This is a genomic window from Mycolicibacterium sp. XJ879, from assembly GCF_053483935.1.
The window spans coordinates 22,524-38,387 of the sequence record NZ_JBEFTH010000014.1 but is presented as its reverse complement, the minus strand read 5'-3'; the positions used below and the strand labels follow the sequence as shown (position 1 = coordinate 38,387).

General features: G+C 69.2%; 13 protein-coding genes. 6 read left to right on the top strand and 7 right to left on the bottom strand.

Features of this window, described 5'->3' with window-relative positions; genetic code table 11:
* Positions 1 to 35 precede the first annotated feature (35 nt).
* Positions 36 to 440, top strand: a complete 405-nt coding sequence (locus tag ABQF13_RS22715) for a DoxX family protein (RefSeq protein ID WP_448395053.1) — start codon at positions 36 to 38, stop codon at positions 438 to 440.
* Here the strand turns inward: ABQF13_RS22715 and ABQF13_RS22710 are convergent.
* Both ABQF13_RS22710 and ABQF13_RS22705 read right to left on the bottom strand, forming a co-directional pair.
* Positions 437 to 3,688, bottom strand: a complete 3,252-nt coding sequence (locus ABQF13_RS22710) for an ATP-dependent helicase (RefSeq protein ID WP_448395052.1) — start codon at positions 3,686 to 3,688, stop codon at positions 437 to 439. The genes ABQF13_RS22715 and ABQF13_RS22710 overlap by 4 nt on opposite strands.
* Entirely contained in the window at positions 3,685 to 6,813 is a 3,129-nt protein-coding gene (locus tag ABQF13_RS22705) for an ATP-dependent helicase (protein WP_448395051.1), read from the bottom strand. The genes ABQF13_RS22710 and ABQF13_RS22705 overlap by 4 nt, the downstream gene beginning before the upstream one ends.
* Before the next feature lie 63 nt (positions 6,814 to 6,876).
* On the opposite strand from ABQF13_RS22705, the gene ABQF13_RS22700 reads away from it, so the two are divergent.
* Positions 6,877 to 7,659, top strand: a complete 783-nt coding sequence (locus ABQF13_RS22700) for an alpha/beta fold hydrolase (protein ID WP_448395050.1) — start codon at positions 6,877 to 6,879, stop codon at positions 7,657 to 7,659.
* A gap of 2 nt (positions 7,660 to 7,661) precedes the next feature.
* Positions 7,662 to 7,958 (top strand): MGMT family protein, encoded by a 297-nt coding sequence (locus ABQF13_RS22695; protein WP_448395049.1) that lies wholly within the window; start codon positions 7,662 to 7,664, stop codon positions 7,956 to 7,958.
* Positions 7,959 to 8,048: 90 nt separating this feature from the next.
* On the opposite strand, the gene ABQF13_RS22690 is transcribed toward ABQF13_RS22695, so the two are convergent.
* The 3 genes from ABQF13_RS22690 to ABQF13_RS22680 all read right to left on the bottom strand — a co-directional run bounded on the left by ABQF13_RS22690 (position 8,049) and on the right by ABQF13_RS22680 (position 11,354).
* Positions 8,049 to 8,903, bottom strand: coding sequence for a TIGR02569 family protein (locus tag ABQF13_RS22690; RefSeq protein ID WP_448395048.1), 855 nt, complete (start codon positions 8,901 to 8,903; stop codon positions 8,049 to 8,051).
* Positions 8,904 to 8,939: 36 nt separating this feature from the next.
* Positions 8,940 to 10,118, bottom strand: a complete 1,179-nt coding sequence (gene moeZ / locus ABQF13_RS22685) for an adenylyltransferase/sulfurtransferase MoeZ (protein WP_448395047.1) — start codon at positions 10,116 to 10,118, stop codon at positions 8,940 to 8,942.
* A 186-nt stretch (positions 10,119 to 10,304) separates the two neighbouring features.
* Complete coding sequence (locus ABQF13_RS22680; protein ID WP_448395046.1) at positions 10,305 to 11,354, bottom strand: DUF3152 domain-containing protein; 1,050 nt, start codon at positions 11,352 to 11,354, stop codon at positions 10,305 to 10,307.
* Between the two features lie 131 nt (positions 11,355 to 11,485).
* Between ABQF13_RS22680 and ABQF13_RS22675 the strand changes: the two genes are divergently transcribed.
* Entirely contained in the window at positions 11,486 to 12,151 is a 666-nt protein-coding gene (locus tag ABQF13_RS22675; RefSeq protein ID WP_448395045.1) for an HTH-type transcriptional activator FasR, read from the top strand.
* Here the strand turns inward: ABQF13_RS22675 and ABQF13_RS22670 are convergent.
* Complete coding sequence (locus ABQF13_RS22670) at positions 12,138 to 12,392, bottom strand: DUF3107 domain-containing protein (protein WP_448395044.1); 255 nt, start codon at positions 12,390 to 12,392, stop codon at positions 12,138 to 12,140. The genes ABQF13_RS22675 and ABQF13_RS22670 overlap by 14 nt on opposite strands.
* Positions 12,393 to 12,647: 255 nt before the next feature.
* Between ABQF13_RS22670 and ABQF13_RS22665 the strand changes: the two genes are divergently transcribed.
* Positions 12,648 to 13,451, top strand: coding sequence for a superantigen-like protein SSL4 (locus tag ABQF13_RS22665; protein ID WP_448395043.1), 804 nt, complete (start codon positions 12,648 to 12,650; stop codon positions 13,449 to 13,451).
* Between the two features lie 11 nt (positions 13,452 to 13,462).
* On the opposite strand, the gene ABQF13_RS22660 is transcribed toward ABQF13_RS22665, so the two are convergent.
* Complete coding sequence (locus tag ABQF13_RS22660; RefSeq protein ID WP_448395042.1) at positions 13,463 to 14,158, bottom strand: ferritin-like fold-containing protein; 696 nt, start codon at positions 14,156 to 14,158, stop codon at positions 13,463 to 13,465.
* A 231-nt stretch (positions 14,159 to 14,389) separates the two neighbouring features.
* On the opposite strand from ABQF13_RS22660, the gene ABQF13_RS22655 reads away from it, so the two are divergent.
* The gene (locus tag ABQF13_RS22655) at positions 14,390 to 15,847 is read left to right on the top strand and encodes a DEAD/DEAH box helicase (RefSeq protein ID WP_448395041.1); all 1,458 of its coding nucleotides are present in this window, start codon (positions 14,390 to 14,392) and stop codon (positions 15,845 to 15,847) included.
* The last annotated feature ends 17 nt before the right edge of the window (positions 15,848 to 15,864 follow it).

Genomic DNA, 15,864 nt, shown 5'->3' with positions numbered 1-15,864 from the left:
CACCGCTGCAAGTGAGCGCACGCCATTATGTAACCATGACCTCTTTGCCTCCCGAGCTGCAGCAGATGGCCGACCCGGCACCGGCGTACCGGATGGCGGCGATGCTGCTCGGTGTCGGCAGCCTGCACTTTCTGACGCCGCAGCCGTTCGACTCGATCGTCCCGGCCGAACTGCCCGGCAGCGCGCGGTTCTACACCTATGCCTCCGGGGTCGCCGAGCTCGGCACCGCGGCCCTGCTGGCCGCGCCCCGGACGCGTCGCCTCGGGGCGCTGGCCGCCATCGCGTTGTTCGTCTCGGTGTTTCCCGCCAACGTCAACATGGTCCGGCTGTGGTCCCAGGAGCCGAAGAAGCCGCTGGTGATGCGCATCGGTGCGCTGGCCCGGCTGCCACTGCAGATTCCGATGGTGCTGCAGGCGCTCAAGATCTACCGCAACTCCTAGGCGGCACGCGTCTTGAGCAGCGCCGCCAACTCCTCCGCAGCGGGCAGCGGGTCGGGTGCGACGGTGGTTCCCGTCCGCACGTAGTGAAACGCGGCACGCACCGAATCGACGGGGCGGCCGTGCAACTGCGCCCACGCGAGTCGATACACCGCCAGCTGAATCGCCGCGTGCTGCTTGTCTTCCGGGGTCGCGGGCGGGTCACCGGTCTTCCAGTCCACCACCGTCGCACCACCGTCAGCGTCGGCGAACACCGCGTCGATGCGGCCCCGCACCACCCGATCACCGATCACCATGTCGAACGGCACCTCGACGTCGAGCGGGGTACGCGCGGCCCACGGCGATACCGCGAACGCTGCCTGTAGTTCGGCGAGTTCGTCGGCGACGCCGGTGTCGTGGTCGACCGCACCTGGCAGGTCATCGAGGTCGAACAACCGCTCGGCGTGGTAGAAGCGCTGGACCCAGTCGTGAAAGGCTAAGCCCAGCAACGCATGCGGATCGGGTCGAGTCGGAAGTCGTCGCCGCAGCCGCTGGGTGAGCGAGTCCGGGTCGCGGCCGAGCTCGACCATGGCGCTGACCGAGATCTGCGTCGGCAGTGGCGGCGATGCGGGTGGTTCGGCCGCGCGGTCACGTTCGGCCAGTAGCGCGTCGACGTCCGATGCCCAGCCCTCGTCGGCGTCTGCGGCGGTTTCGTCGAATCCGGTCGACATCGCCTGCGCCACCAGCTCGGCGCCCCGGTCGATGTTCCCGCGCCGCGAGCCGCCCGGGTCGGTCGGCCATATCGCCTCGATCACCTTGTCGCGCAGCGGGTTCGGTTCACCGTCGGCGGGAGCCGGGGCCCAGTGCTCGATCACCCCGCACGGCTCGCCGGCCGCGGCCGACTGCTCGATGACGTCTTTGAGTTCGTGCAGGAACTCCGACGGTCCCCGCGGCTTGTTCTCGGTGGCTCCCCAGTGGTGCCCGGACAACAGCAGCGTGTCCTCGGCCCTGGTGAGCGCCACATACAGCAACCGGCGTTCCTCATCGGTGCGACGTTGCTCGAGCAGTTTTTTGTGGTCGAAGATCTTGTCCGACAGTTTCTTCCGATCGGTGACGTCGGAGGTCTCCAACACCGGGACACCGTGGCGCGATGTGGTGGCGCGGTCGCCGCGCAGCAGCGGCGGCAGTTCCCCGGCGTCGGTGAGCCAGGTGCGGGCGGATCCGGTCGACGGGAAAACCCGGCCGCTGAGATGCGGCACCGCCACCACCTGCCATTCCAGCCCCTTGGCCGCGTGCACGGTGAGGATTTGCACGCGGTCTTGGGCGACGGTGACGTCCGCGGGTGCCAGCCCGTCCTCCGCGTCGGCGGCCACGGCGAAGTACGCCAGCAGACCAGGCAGCGTTGCGGCCGGGCGGGCGGCGAAGTCGGCGACCACGTCGGCGAACGCATCGAGGTGCTCGGTGCCCGACCACCCCGCCGAAACCGGCTGACCCGCACGGGCTTCGACATCCACGCCGAGCACCCGACGCACCTCGGCGACCAGGTCGGGCAGCGGATGCGACAGGTGCGCGCGCAGCGCGGTCAACTCGCGGCCCAGCGCCACGATCCGGGCGTACCCGGCCGTCGAATAGGCCGCCGCGGAACCGGGATCGCAGATGGCATCGGCGAGGCAGGCGGCGTCGGCGTCAGACGCCGCCTGCGCGACGATCCGCTCGACGGCTTCGTTGTCGGCGCCTCGAGCGGTGTCGTCGAGGTCGAGCGCGCGTCGCCACAGCGCCGCGACGTCACGTCCCCCCAGCCGCCAGCGCGGCCCGGTGAGCACCCGCATGGCGGCGCTGCCCGCGGTTGGCTCGGCCAGCAGTCGCAGCATGGCCACCACGTCGGCGACCTCGGGCACGTCGAGTAGACCGGCCAGCCCGACCACCTCGACCGGAACACCGCGGGCGCTGAGCGCCTCGGCCATCGGCGCGGCGTCGGCGTTGCGCCGCACCAACACCGCGGCGGTCGGCGTGGCGGCGCCGTCGGCATGCGTGCCGTGGTAGCGCCGCGCGATGTGGTCGGCCACCCACTCCCGTTCGGCCGCAACGTTGTTCAACAGCGCACAGCGGATGGTGCCGGGCTCCGCATCGGGGCGGGGCAGCAGGGTGCGCACCGCGACCGACCGGCGCCGCGCCTGCGTGGAGACGGCGTTGGCCAGGTAAAGCGCACGCGGCGGGTTGCGCCAGCTGGTCCGCAGCTCCAAAGTGGGTGCGGGGGTGCCGTCAGCGCGCGGGAAGTCGGTGGTGAACCGCGGCAGGTTGGTCGCCGATGCGCCGCGCCAGCCGTAGATCGACTGGATGGGGTCGCCCACCGCGGTCAACGCGAGACCGTCGTCGACTCCCCCGCCGAACAGCGAGGACAGCGCTACCCGCTGCGCGTGGCCGGTGTCTTGGTACTCGTCGAGCAGCACCACCCGGTAGCGCTTCCGTAGCTGCTCGCCGATTTGGGGGAACGACGAGGCGAGCCGGGCCGCCGCGCCCATCTGCATGCCGAAGTCCATGACCTTCTCGGCGCGCATCCGCTGGTGCAGCGCATCGATGAGCGGCACCAGCTCGGTCCGTTCGGTCTGGGTCGACAACAGCCGCAGCAGCCACTGGCTGGGCCCGCGGTCGCGCTGGTACGGCCCTGCGGGCAACGTGTGCACCAGTCGCTCCAGCTCGACATGGGTGTCGCGCAGCTGCTCGGTGTCGACGAGGTGTTCGGCGAGTTGACCGGCCAGCCGCAGCACCATCGACGTGATGGCCGCCGGTGTCTTGTCGGTTTCGAGCTCCGGGTGCTCGCACACCACGCGAAACGCCAACTGCCACATTTCGGTTTCGCTAAGCAGGCGGGTTTCGGGCTCGACCGGCAGCAGCAGCCCATGCTCACGCAGAAGGTTGCCTGCGAACGCGTGGTAGGTGCTGATGGTGGCCGGTTCCTGGTAGTCGGCCGTCTCGGCGTCGGGCGCCAAACCGGTTCCGGCCAGCCGGGCCAGCCGGGTGCGAACCCGGCGCAGCAGTTGGGCGGCGGCTTTCCTGGTGAAGGTCAGCCCGAGCACTTCGCTGGGCCTGGCATAGCCGTTGGCGACCAGCCATACCACCCGCGCGGCCATCGTTTCGGTCTTGCCCGCGCCGGCTCCGGCGATGACGACCAGCGGGCCCGCCGGTGCGGCGATGACGGCGGCCTGTTCCTCGGTCGGCGCGAAAAGGCCGAGCCGGTCAGCGAGTTCGGCGGGGCTGTAGTGCGCCGTCATGACCGGCCTCCAGAGATCTGTTGCGCCGGGCACATCGCGCGCACCGGGCAGTGGCTGCAGCCGTCGTTGACGCGTGCGACGAACTGCGGCCCCTGGGTCTGGGCGGCGGCGCGGCGCACGGCCTCACGCCACTGGGCATGCGTGTCCGGCGTCAACGCGTCCTGCTCGCGTTCGGTGGCACCGGCGGCGTTCGGCTTGCCGAGGTAGACAAGTCGGCCACCACCGGGTGAATCACCCTCCGACAGTAGGCCTTCGGCGATCGCGAGTTGGTACATCGCCAGCTGGGCGTGCCGTTGCGCGTCGTCCTTGGTGACCGGGCTCTTACCGGTCTTGAGGTCGACGGCCACGAGCCGGCCTTCACTGTCGCGCTCGATGCGGTCCACCCGGCCGCGTACCCGTACCTGCGGCTCGCCGTCGCCGGCGGGCGCGACCACCCCGTCGACGTCGACCTCGGTACCGACCTCGGTGAACTCGCGGCGTGTCTGGGCCCGCCACTGCAGAAACGTCGACAGCATCGCCTGGTGCCGGGTCAGCTCGTTGTCGGCATGCCAGGCGGCCTCGTAGGGCAGCTTCTCCCAGACCTTTTCCAGTTCGTTGAGCAGCTGGCTCTCGGTCTTGCCCGGGTCGGCCACCAGGGCGTGCAACAGCGAACCGACCGCTGAGCGCACGTCGCGGCCGTCGGTGCCGCCGTGGCGTTCGAGCATCCAGCGCAGCGGGCAATCGGTGAGGATCTGCAGCGTCGACGGCGACAGCGCGACCGTGTGGTCATCGCCGCGCCACAGCGGTTCGTCGGAGGACACCGGTGTCATGGCGTACCACTGCGTCGGATCCGCGCCGGGCACCCCGGCGACGGCCAGCCGCGCCAACTGTGTTGCCGCGCAGGCCCGGACGCGGTGATCGACGGCGTCGTCGGGGGCACACACCACCGCTCGGAGCCGACCGACCAGCGCCGCCGGCGCCAACAGCCGCGGCGCCTTGACCGGTGTGAAAGCGGCCGGGTCGGCGTCGTCGGCCATGGTGGCCAGTTCGTGGCAGAACGAGGACGGCAGCGTCGCGTCGTCGCCGTTGTCGCTGTCGACCGCGGTGACGAGCAACCGGTCGCGGGCGCATCCCATCGCGGCGATCAGCAGCCGGCGCTCCTCGGCCAGCAGCGGCGCCCGGGTGGACAACCCGCGGTCCTCGTCGGTCGCGACACCGTCGAGGACGTCGACCAGCTGCTGGGTGGCCAGCACCCCGCCCCGGGGAACGGTGTTGGGCCACAACCCTTCCTGTACACCGGCGATCACGACGAACTCCCATTCGCGGCCCAGCGCAGCGTGTGCGCTGAGCACGGCGACCGCGTCGACGTCGCGCTCGTCACGCGGGGCGGCCGGCGCGCCGAGGCCGGCCACGTGGTCGATGAGACCGCGCAGCGACGCACCCGCCGTGTGGTTGACGTACTGCTCGGCGACGTCGAACAGCGCGGTGACCGCGTCGAGGCCGCGGTCGGCCTGCGCGCCCGCGGTGCCGCCACGTTCGCTGGCGCTCAGCCATCGGCGCTGCAGTCCGGAGCGGTGCCAGGCCTGCCACAGGGTGTAGCGCGGGTCTTGGCCCTTTTCGACCGTGCGGCGCGCGGCGGTCAGCACAGCGCGCACGCGTCGCATCGAACGCTCCAGGGTGTCGGGCAACGCGTCGGTGCCCTGTTCCAGTGCCGCGACGAGCAGTTCGGTGAGCGGACGCGGAGGCTGGCTGCCGTCGGCGCGGCGCAGACTGCGCCGCAACTGCCGCAGCGACACCGGATCGACCCTGCCGATCGGTCCGGTCACCAACGCAAGCGCCTGGTCGCCGTCGAGCCCGTGTGCGGTAGCCTCGAGCACCGTCAGCAGCGCCTGCACCGCCGGTTGTGCGGCCAACGGTGCGCCCGTTGCGGACATCTCGACAGGTACGCCTGCGCCCTCCAGTGCGCGGGCCAGCGCGGCGCCGAGCCGCGGCACCGAGCGCACGACCACCGCCATCTGCGACCACGGCAGCCCGTCGACGAGGTGGGCGCGGCGCAGCGCGTCGGCGATCAGCGCCGACTCGGCGTGTGATGAGCCGGCGATGCGCACGCTCAGCTCGCCCGGACGTCCGTCGGCGCCCTCGAGGTGGCGGCCCGGGTCGGCACCGGGTAGCCGTCGTGCGGTCGCCGTGATGGTATCGGCGATGGCCGGTGCGCACCGGTGGGACTGCGTCAGTGTGATCGTCGGCTCCTCGCCGCGCAGCAGGGCGGGATCTGCGCCGCGGTAGCCGAACACCGCCTGGTTGGGATCGCCTGCCACGACGGTGAGTTCAGCGCCCGCCGACAGCACCCGCACCAGCCGTGCGGCCTGCGGATCCAGCTGCTGCGCGTCGTCGACGAGGAGCAGTTTCACCCGCGCCCGTTCGCCGGCCAGCAGGTCGGCGTCGGTGGCGAAGGTTTCCAACGCCGCCCCGACGAGCTCCGCCGCGCCCAGGGCGGGGATGGTGGCCTGCGGCGCGGCCATCCCGACCGCGGAGCGCAACAACATGATCTGTTCGTAGGCCTGGGCGAACTGCCCTGCGGCCAGCCATTCGGGACGACGCGCACGGCGCCCGATACGTTGCAGTTCAACGGGATCCACGCCGCGCTCGGTGCAGCGCGCCAGCAGGTTGCGCAACTCGGTGGCGAATCCGGTGGTGCCCAGCGCCGCACGAAGATGCGGCGGCCAGGCGACCGCCGACGTGTCGCCGTCCTCGAGATCGCCGGCGAGGAGTTCGCGGATGATGCCGTCCTGCTCGGCGCTGGTGATCAGCCGCGGCGGCGGGTCGCCGTTGCGCTGCGCGGCCAACCGCAGCACCGCGAAGGCATAGGAGTGCATGGTGCGCACCAGCGGTTCACGCACGACCGCGCGTTCACCGGCGCCCAGCAGCGCCGCGGTGACGGCGGCCCTGGTTTCGACTCGGAGCCGGGCCGAACCCGTCAGCAGCAGAACACTTTCCGGATCGAACCCGGCGGCAATGTGCGCGGCGGCCGTTCGGATCAGCAGCGTGCTCTTACCGGTGCCCGCGCCGCCGATGACGCGGACCATCCCGCGCGTGCCCGGTTCAGCGAGCGCGGCCGGTGTCAGATCGGTGTGCGGTGCGGACATGCCCCGAATAACACCATGGGGGTCTGACAAATCGCGGTCGGCGCTGGTGGCAGCATCACATCTGTGACCGCCGACCTGTATGTGCACCGGTATGGCCCGGCGCGGCCGACCGACGTTCTGCTACTTCACGGCCTGACCGGGCACGGTCAACGGTGGCAAACGCTGGCGACGCGGCACCTGGCCGAGTTCGCGGTCGTCGCACCGGACCTGATCGGGCACGGCCGGTCGTCGTGGGCGGCGCCGTGGACGATGGATGCCAACGTCGCCGCGTTGACCACCCTCATCGAGGCCGACGGACCCGTGGCGGTGGTCGGGCACTCGTTCGGCGCCGGGCTGGCGTTGAAGCTCGCTGTCGCCCGGCCCGACCTCGTCTCGGCGCTGGTGCTGCTCGACCCGGCCGTCGGGCTCGACGGGGCGTGGATGCGCGACATCGCCGAGAACATGCTCGCCTCCCCCGACTACACCGACCGCGCCGAAGCCCGCGCCGAGAAGGCCAACGGCTCGTGGGGTGAGGTCGAACCGGCCGAATTGGACCGCGAACTCGACGAGCACCTCGTCGCGCTACCCAACGGGCGAGTGGGATGGCGGATCAGCATCCCGGCCATGATGGCGTACTGGAGCGAGTTGGCCCGCCCGGTCACGTTGCCGCCCAAGGAAACACCGACCACGTTGGTGCGCGCTGCCCGCACCCGCCCAGCCTACGCCTCCGATGATCTGATCGCGTCGCTGCGCCAACACCTCGGGGACGCATTCACGTGGGCCGAGTGGGATTGCGAACACATGGTGGCCCACGCTCGCCCCGCCGACACGTCGGCGCTGATCCGCGACGCACTGAACCGGCGTTGACAATGGCGGCGGTCACCGAGGAGCAGGTGGAGACCGTACGCGCTTTGGTCGCCGCGATTCCGCCAGGGCGGGTGTCGACCTACGGTGACATCGCCGATGCCGCAGGGCTTTCCAGCGCGCGCATCGTCGGCTGGATCATGCGCACCGACTCGTCGGATCTGCCGTGGCATCGCGTGATCCGGGCATCCGGGCGGCCCGCTGCGCATCTGACGACGCGACAACTCGAGTTGTTGCGCGCCGAAGGCGTGCTGGCCCATGACGGCCGGGTGCCGTTGGGGCAAGTGCGCCACACGTTCTGAGCCGTCGAACGTGGGTTACCGACACGCTCCGCCGCGTGAAAGCGTGCGGGTAACCCACGTTCGCGCCCCGAAACCGAGCGTGAGCCGCCACTACAGGATCAGCCGCACCAACGCGGCCGTCCGCGCCAGCCCGGGAAACGCCGCGGCCGTCGACCGCGGATGCAGCGCATGCACGGCGATGCGGAACATCAAGGCGCGCAACAACATCTGCGGCCATTCCGGCAGCGCGTTCCACCGTTCGATCAGCCCGTCGTCGGCCTCGCCCCATGACAGCGCATCCACGACCGCCACCCCGGCCGCCCACGACGCCGGCCGCCAGTACGGGGTGATGTCGGTGATGCCGGGCGCGGCGGTGCCGGCGAAAAGCACTGTGCCGTAGAGATCGCCGTGAACCAACTGGCTGGGACTCTTGGTCGGCCTGCGCAGCGTCGCGAGCAGGTTGAGCAACTCGATTGACTTCTGGCCGTCGGCGGAGCCGGGCGAAACCCGCGCGCCCGGCGGCAGCGAATGCAACGGACGTTCCTCCCACGCGGCGCGGTCGGCGGCGATGAAGACGTCGACGTCGGCCCACGGCGCGACCGGGGGCTGGGTGAGAAACCGCGGACGTTCCAGTTTGGCGGTCGCTTCGTGTAACCGCACGGCGGCCGAGATCACCTCGTCGTGGCGCGGTTCGGGGCTGCCCGCGACGAACGTGTCGGCGCGCCAACCAGCCACCACATACCGACCGTCGGTGGAGCGCACCGGCCGCGCCAGCCGCACCCCGTCGACGAACAGGGTTTCGCGCACCTTTGCCGACCAGGCGGCGCGGGCGTGATCGGCCACCATCGACAGCACGACTTCGCCGCAGCGCCAGCCGCCCTCCCAACTCGAGCCAAGCGAAACCGGCTCGACGCCGGTCAGCCCGAACGCCGCCAGCACATGATCCGGCGGGCCATCGACTGTCACGAGCTCAGCCTAAGCCGCGCACGGGCAAACCAGGCGTTAGTACATCACCATGTCGGGTTCGAGTTGCTTACCCCACGCGACGATTCCGCCCTGCACGTGCATGGCGTCCGAGAAGCCGGCCTTCTTGGCGATGGCCAGCACCTCGGCCGAGCGCACCCCGGTCTTGCAGTAGAACACCGGCGTGCGGTCCACGGGCAGTTTGGCCAGGGCCTCGCCCGATTCGAAGGCGGTCTTGGGGATCAGCTCGGCGCCCTCGATGCGGTTGATCTCCCACTCGACGGGCTCACGCACGTCGATCAGCGCCAGCGGCTTGCCCGAATCCATCAGCTCGCGAAGCTCCCTCGGGGTGACAGTGGCGTCGGCGGCGGCTTCGGCGGCCGCGTCGGAGACGACGCCGCAGAACTCCTCGTAGTCGATCAGTTCGGTGATTTTCGGGGTGGCCGGGTCCTTGCGGATCTTGATGGTGCGGTAGCTCATTTCCAGCGCGTCGTACACCATCAACCGCCCCAGCAGCGGTTCACCCATGCCGGTGATCAGCTTGATCGCCTCGGTGCCCATGACCGAGCCGACCGACGCGCACAAGATGCCCAGCACCCCGCCCTCAGCGCAGGACGGCACCATTCCAGGAGGTGGCGGTTCCGGGTAGAGATCGCGGTAGTTGAGGCCCTGTCCGTTGGGGGCGTCCTCCCAGAAGACCGAGATCTGGCCCTCGAAGCGGTAGATGGAGCCCCACACATACGGTTTGCCCGCCAACACCGCGGCGTCGTTGACCAGATAGCGGGTGGCGAAGTTGTCGGTACCGTCCAAAATCAGGTCGTACTGGGAGAACAGGTCGACGGCGTTGTCCGGTTCGAGGCGGAACTCATGCAGCCGCACCTCGAGTAGCGGGTTGATCTCGAGGATCGAGTCGCGTGCGCTCTTCGCCTTGGACCGACCGATGTCGGACTGCCCGTGGATGACCTGGCGCTGCAGGTTGGATTCGTCGACCTCGTCGAATTCGACGATGCCGATGGTGCCCACCCCAGCCGCGGCCAGGTACAGCAGCGTCGGCGAACCCAGCCCACCGGCCCCGATCACCAGCACCCGGGCGTTTTTCAGCCGCTTCTGCCCATCCACCCCCAGGTCCGGGATGATCAGATGACGGCTGTAGCGCGCCACCTCGTCACGCGTGAGTTCGCCCGCCGGTTCAACCAGCGGCGGCAACGGTGTCGACACCGAACTACTCCTTAGGCTGTCCTGCCTTAACAATAGGTCGTACCGCACAACGCGGATTGGGCCGTAGGGCTTCCCGCGGCCTTGGCCAGCGTGCGTGAACTCTGGCTAAACCTCGGCGTGTCGGCCTCTGGGCCCGACCGCGAAGCGCGGGGAACCCGCACGCTCGCGGAAATAAGGAGGGGAAAATCAGGCGATCGGATAGGGCCAGGGGTTGAACCGGCAGGTCTTACCGTCGGGGTTGACCGTGCCGGGGTCGAAGCGCGCCGCGTCGTCGTTGTTGGTGGAGAACGTCTGCTGCATCATGATCGGCGCCAGCTCACCGTTTTCCGGGCACTGCTCGTGACGCTGGTAGCCGATGGCGTGGCCGACTTCGTGGTTGATCAGATACTGCCGGTAGGACCCCACATCGCCCTGGAACGGAATCGCGCCGCGCACCCAGCGGGCCTCGTTTATGAACACCCGTGGCTGGCCGTCGATGTAGGCGGGGTTGTAACAGGACGCCTCGAGTTGGATGTCGTAGCCGCAACCCTCGCGGATCGTCATGGGCGTGGTCAGCGATACCCGGAAATCCGGCTGGACCCCGGAGGCTTCGTCGACGCGGACGAACCCGAACTGGGGGTTGTGCGTCCAACTCTTGGGGTTGGCCAGGGTTTCGGTGACCATCCTGGCGAACCCGTCGTCGCCACCGAACGTCGTGGTGTCGATGCCGTTCTCCACTTCGACGGTGTAGGTGAACACCTTGGCGGTGCCCTCCCCCACCTGTGCGGTGGCACCGGGCACGACGTGCCAGGTCTTGGCGCCGGCCTGGGTGAACGGCCCGCCCGCGGGCAGGATCCCGGTGGGCAGGTTGGCGTCGAACTCGGTCAGACCCTTGGGCGGGGCGCCGATGATGGCGGTGCTGGCCACCCCGATGGTGGGCGGGCCTTGTACCGGGCCTTCGGCCTGCTCGGCAGTGGGCGGCGCGCTGGTCCCGGTGATCGTCTGGTACACGACGACGACGGTCAACGCCATCAGCACCGGCAATGCGTAGGCGCGCCAACCGTAGGTGGACACGAAGCGGCCCAGCCAGGTTTGTTTGCGCACCTGGCGGTGCTCATCGCGGTTGGACCTGATCCGCCCAGACCCCTGGGACAGCGGATCGCGTTGCGCACGTAGTGGCTCGCGCCACTCATTACGCAAAGCGGGCACATCTCCCCGGATCCGCGAGTCCACGCGACGCTCCGAGTCGTGAGTCACCGAATCAGGATGACACAGGCCGAAGCGCAGGCACTTCCGGCGCGCCACCGAAGAAGCCGACGACGGCCTACCACTACGCCTTTGCCGACGGTAGTAGTGTCATTGCCGAAACTGACCGGACGAAGGACATGATGAGCGATCTCGCGAACCCCGCCGCGAGGAAGAACGCACCGTCGGGAAACGGCAACGGACCCAACCGGCGCGGCAACAGGCTGCCACGTGATGAACGTCGTGGGCAGTTGCTCGCTGCGGCAAGCGAGGTGTTCGTCTACCGCGGCTATCACGCCGCAGGCATGGACGAGATCGCTGATCGTGCCGGCGTAAGCAAACCCGTTCTCTACCAACATTTCTCGTCGAAGCTGGAGCTTTACCTGGCGGTGCTGCAGCGCCATGTGGAAAACCTGGTCTCCGGGGTGCGACAGGCGCTGCGCACCACGACCGACAACCGCCAGCGCGTGCGCGCCGCCGTGCAGGCGTTCTTCGACTTCATCGAGCACGACGGCCAGGGCTACCGGCTGATCTTCGAGAACGACTACGTCACCGAGCCGCAGGTTGCCGCGCAGGTCAAGGTGGCCACCGAAGCTTGCACCGACGCGGTGTTCGACCTGATCAGCCACGATTCCGGGCTGGAACCGCACCGGGCCAGGATGATCGCCGTCGGCCTGGTCGCCATCAGCGTCGATTCAGCGCGCTATTGGCTGAACGCCGAGCGCCCGATCTCCAAGGAAGACGCCGTGGAGGGCACCGTGCAGTTCATCTGGGGCGGCTTGTCACACGTGCCGCTTACCCGGTCTTAGCCGGCTCGGCTCCCACTCCGACCCCGAACCCGACGCGGCGCACGTCGGCCGCGCCGATCTCGACGTAGGCGATTTTGGCGGTCTGCACCAGAAAGCGTCGGCCCTTCTCGTCGGTCAGGGCCAGCACACCCGACTGCCGCTCCAGCGCATCGGTGATCAACTTCTCCACCTCGCTGGGCGTCTGTGCGCTGTTGAAGGCCAGCTCACGCGGGCTGTCCATGACACCGATCTTGACCTCCACGCTGCGGACCCTTTCCGTTTCGTCGCACTTGCCGGGACTGTTTGCACCAAGGCTAATGGACGCCGTCGACGCGGTGCCGAGGCGGTGAGTTCGCGGTCAGCGAAGCCCCGTTGAGCGTATTTCGCGCCGCGGCTACAAACGGCGACCGAACCGAGTCCGGACCGTAACCAACACACCGGCCGCCAGACCTCATACGTCACTCTGGCATCGATAGCATCAGCCGGGTATTGCTCGATACGACTTGGGAAAGTCCACATGAACAGGCCTTTTACTGCGCGGTCGCCGTATTCGCTGACCCCGACCGAACGCCGCGGCCACGACGGCGGATCGCCCGTCGACCAGCTCGACTACGACCCTCACTTCGACGCCGGATACCGGCCTGGCTATGACGAGGGGTACGACGAGCACTACGACGACTACGCCGATGAATACACCGACGAGTACGCCGATTTCGAGGACGACGAGGCGCGTATCGACCGGCGCTGGATGTGGGTGGCCGGCATCGCCGGGGCCATTCTGTTCGTCGCCGTCGGCACGACGGGCGTGATCCTCGGCGGTGGGGACAGCGGTTCGGTTACGGCCACTCAGACGTCGACGGCGCCCAGCCCGAGCGCAACCGCGTCCTCGGCCCCGCGCGCGGGGTTGGTTCCCACCCTGCCGCCGGAGACCGTCACCACCGTCACGCCGTCGGCCGAGGCCGCACCAACCGCACAGCCGACCGCACAGCCGGTCGTGCCGCCCACGCAGGCCGTCCCGCCCGCTCAGGCGGCCCCGCCGCCAGCGCCCGCACCGCGCACAGTGACCTATCGGGTGACCGGCAATCGCCAGCTGATCGATCTGGTGACAGTGATCTACACCGACGCGCAGGGCGCGCTGAGAACCGACGTCAACGCGGCGTTGCCGTGGGCCAAGACCATCGTGTTGGACCCCGGTGTGGAGCTCAGCTCGGTCACCGCGACCAGCGTGGCCGGTCAGCTGAACTGCAGCATCACCGACGCGTCGGGTGCGGTGATCGCCGCGCAGAACAACAACACGATCATCACCAACTGCACGAAGTAGCGCGGCGCTGGTCAGGCCAGGCCCAGCTCCTCCATGCGGGCGGCGTGCGTGCGCTGGAGGCGGTCGAAGAACTCGGTCATCTGGCTCAGGCCCTCACCGCTGGCCATCACCAGGTCGACCAGTTCGTCGTGATCGGCCAGCACGAACTGCGCCTGCGTGATCGCCTCACCGAGCAGACGCCGCGACCACAGGGCCAGCCGGTGGCGCTGTTTGTCGCTGGCGGTCACGGCGGCCTGCACTTCGGCGACGACGAACTGTGAGTGCCCGGTTTCGGCCAGCACCGCCCGCACCACGTCGGAGATCTCGTCGGGCAGCGCGTCGGCGATCTCGAGATAGAAGTCGGCGGCCAGTGCGTCACCGACGTAGGTCTTCACCAGCGCTTCCAACCAGGTGCTCGGCGTGGTCAGGCGGTGGTAGTTCTCCAACGCCGACGCGTACTTCGTCATCGCCGGCACTACGTCGACTCCCCTGCGCTGCAACGCATCTCGGAGCACCTCGTAGTGGTTCATCTCGGCGGCGGCCATGATGGCCATGTTGATCCGGCCGCGCAGGTTCGGCGCCATCCGCGCCTCGTCGGTGAGCCGGTAGAACGCGGCCACCTCACCGTAGGCCAGCAGCGCGAACAGTTCGTTGACACCGGGGTGATCCGGGGAGACGCCCGATGACACCGAGGTGGACTTGGGCTCGGGTCCCGGCGGGTAAGTCATGGGCCAAGCCTAAACGCCGCCCGGCGCGCCGACTGCCGGGCGAGGCCGCGCGGGTATGATGGTCGATGGCAGTGGTGCTCACAGCACTTTGGGTTTGCCGCTTCCGAAGAAATGTGCGTGCACGCAGTTGGTCCGCCTACCAGCGCTGGGCCCCGGCAGCAGCTTCGTCGAACTCGTGCGCGCGTGTGGACGCCATGAGGAATGACAAGTGAAAGGCTACCTCGACCGCGTATGACGCATCTCAATCCAACCTTTGCTGAACTCGGAGTTCGTGACGAGATTGTCCAGGCTCTCCGCGAAGACGGCAAAGAACATCCGTTTGCTATCCAAGAACTCACCATGCCGATGGCGCTGGCGGGCGACGATCTGATCGGCCAGGCCCGCACCGGGATGGGCAAGACCCTGGCGTTCGGAGTGCCGCTGCTTCAGCGCATCACAAGCGACGCCGAGCGGCCGCTGTCCGGTATCCCCCGGGCGCTGGTCGTCGTGCCGACGCGCGAGCTGTGCCTACAGGTGTTCAACGACCTGTCGGTCGCGGCCAAGCACCTGCGTGCCGGTGAGCGCAAGTTGACCGTCACGTCCATCTACGGTGGGCGCCCCTACGAGCCGCAGATCGAGGCGCTACAGAAGGGCGTCGACGTCGTCGTCGGCACGCCCGGCCGGCTGCTCGACCTGGCCCAGCAGGGTCACCTGCAACTGGGCGGGCTGTCCATGCTGGTGCTCGACGAGGCCGATGAAATGCTCGATCTGGGCTTTCTGCCCGACATCGAGCGGATTCTCAAGCAGATCCCCGACCAGCGTCAGGCGATGCTGTTCTCGGCCACCATGCCCGACCCGATCATCACGCTGGCCCGCACGTTCATGAACCAGCCGACGCACATCCGGGCCGAGGCCCCCCATTCGGCGGCCACCCACGACACCACCGAGCAGTTCGTCTACCGCGCCCATGCGCTGGACAAGGTGGAACTGGTCACCCGGGTGTTGCAGGCCGAAGGTCGCGGGGCCACGATGATCTTCACCCGCACCAAGCGCACCGCCCAGAAGGTCGCCGACGACCTCGGCGAGCGGGGCTTCAAGGTCGGCGCCGTGCACGGTGATCTGGGCCAGGGTGCTCGCGAGAAGGCGCTCAAGGCATTCCGCAACGGCGAGGTGGACGTGCTGGTCGCCACCGACGTCGCCGCCCGCGGCATCGACATCGACGACGTCACCCACGTCATCAACTACCAGATCCCCGAGGACGAGCAGGCCTACGTGCACCGCATCGGCCGCACCGGCCGCGCAGGCAAGACCGGCGTCGCCGTGACGCTGGTCGACTGGGATGAGCTGCCCCGCTGGGAAATGATCGACAAGGCGCTGGGGCTGGGCTGCCCCGAACCCGCCGAGACCTACTCCAGCTCACCGCACCTGTACGAGGAGCTGGGCATCCCGGCCGACGCCAGTGGTCGCGTCGGCGCAGCGGTCAAACCGAAGGCCAAACGCGCGCCGGCCGAGCGGTCCACCGACCGTCCCCGCAGCCGCAACCGCGCCCGGCGGCGGACCCGCGGCGGCAAGCCGGTGACCGGGCATCCGGGGTCGTCGGCCAACGAGCAGACCCCGACCGATGGCGACGACACCGGGTCCGACGAGAACGCCAAACCTCGCCGTCGGCGTCGGCGCCGGTCGGGTAAGGCGCCGGCCAGCGCCACCTAGCGAGGCGCCCGGCCCCG

What these genes read in the sequence shown, in the direction of transcription:
- ABQF13_RS22715 (WP_448395053.1), top strand. Translation starts at nt 36, where the DNA reads ATGACCTCTTTGCCTCCCGAGCTGCAGCAGATGGCCGACCCGGCACCG.
- ABQF13_RS22710 (WP_448395052.1), bottom strand. Translation starts at nt 3,688, where the DNA reads ATGACGGCGCACTACAGCCCCGCCGAACTCGCTGACCGGCTCGGCCTT.
- ABQF13_RS22705 (WP_448395051.1), bottom strand. Translation starts at nt 6,813, where the DNA reads ATGTCCGCACCGCACACCGATCTGACACCGGCCGCGCTCGCTGAACCG.
- ABQF13_RS22695 (WP_448395049.1), top strand. Translation starts at nt 7,662, where the DNA reads ATGGCGGCGGTCACCGAGGAGCAGGTGGAGACCGTACGCGCTTTGGTC.
- ABQF13_RS22675 (WP_448395045.1), top strand. Translation starts at nt 11,486, where the DNA reads ATGAGCGATCTCGCGAACCCCGCCGCGAGGAAGAACGCACCGTCGGGA.
- ABQF13_RS22665 (WP_448395043.1), top strand. Translation starts at nt 12,648, where the DNA reads ATGAACAGGCCTTTTACTGCGCGGTCGCCGTATTCGCTGACCCCGACC.
- ABQF13_RS22660 (WP_448395042.1), bottom strand. Translation starts at nt 14,158, where the DNA reads ATGACTTACCCGCCGGGACCCGAGCCCAAGTCCACCTCGGTGTCATCG.
- ABQF13_RS22655 (WP_448395041.1), top strand. Translation starts at nt 14,390, where the DNA reads ATGACGCATCTCAATCCAACCTTTGCTGAACTCGGAGTTCGTGACGAG.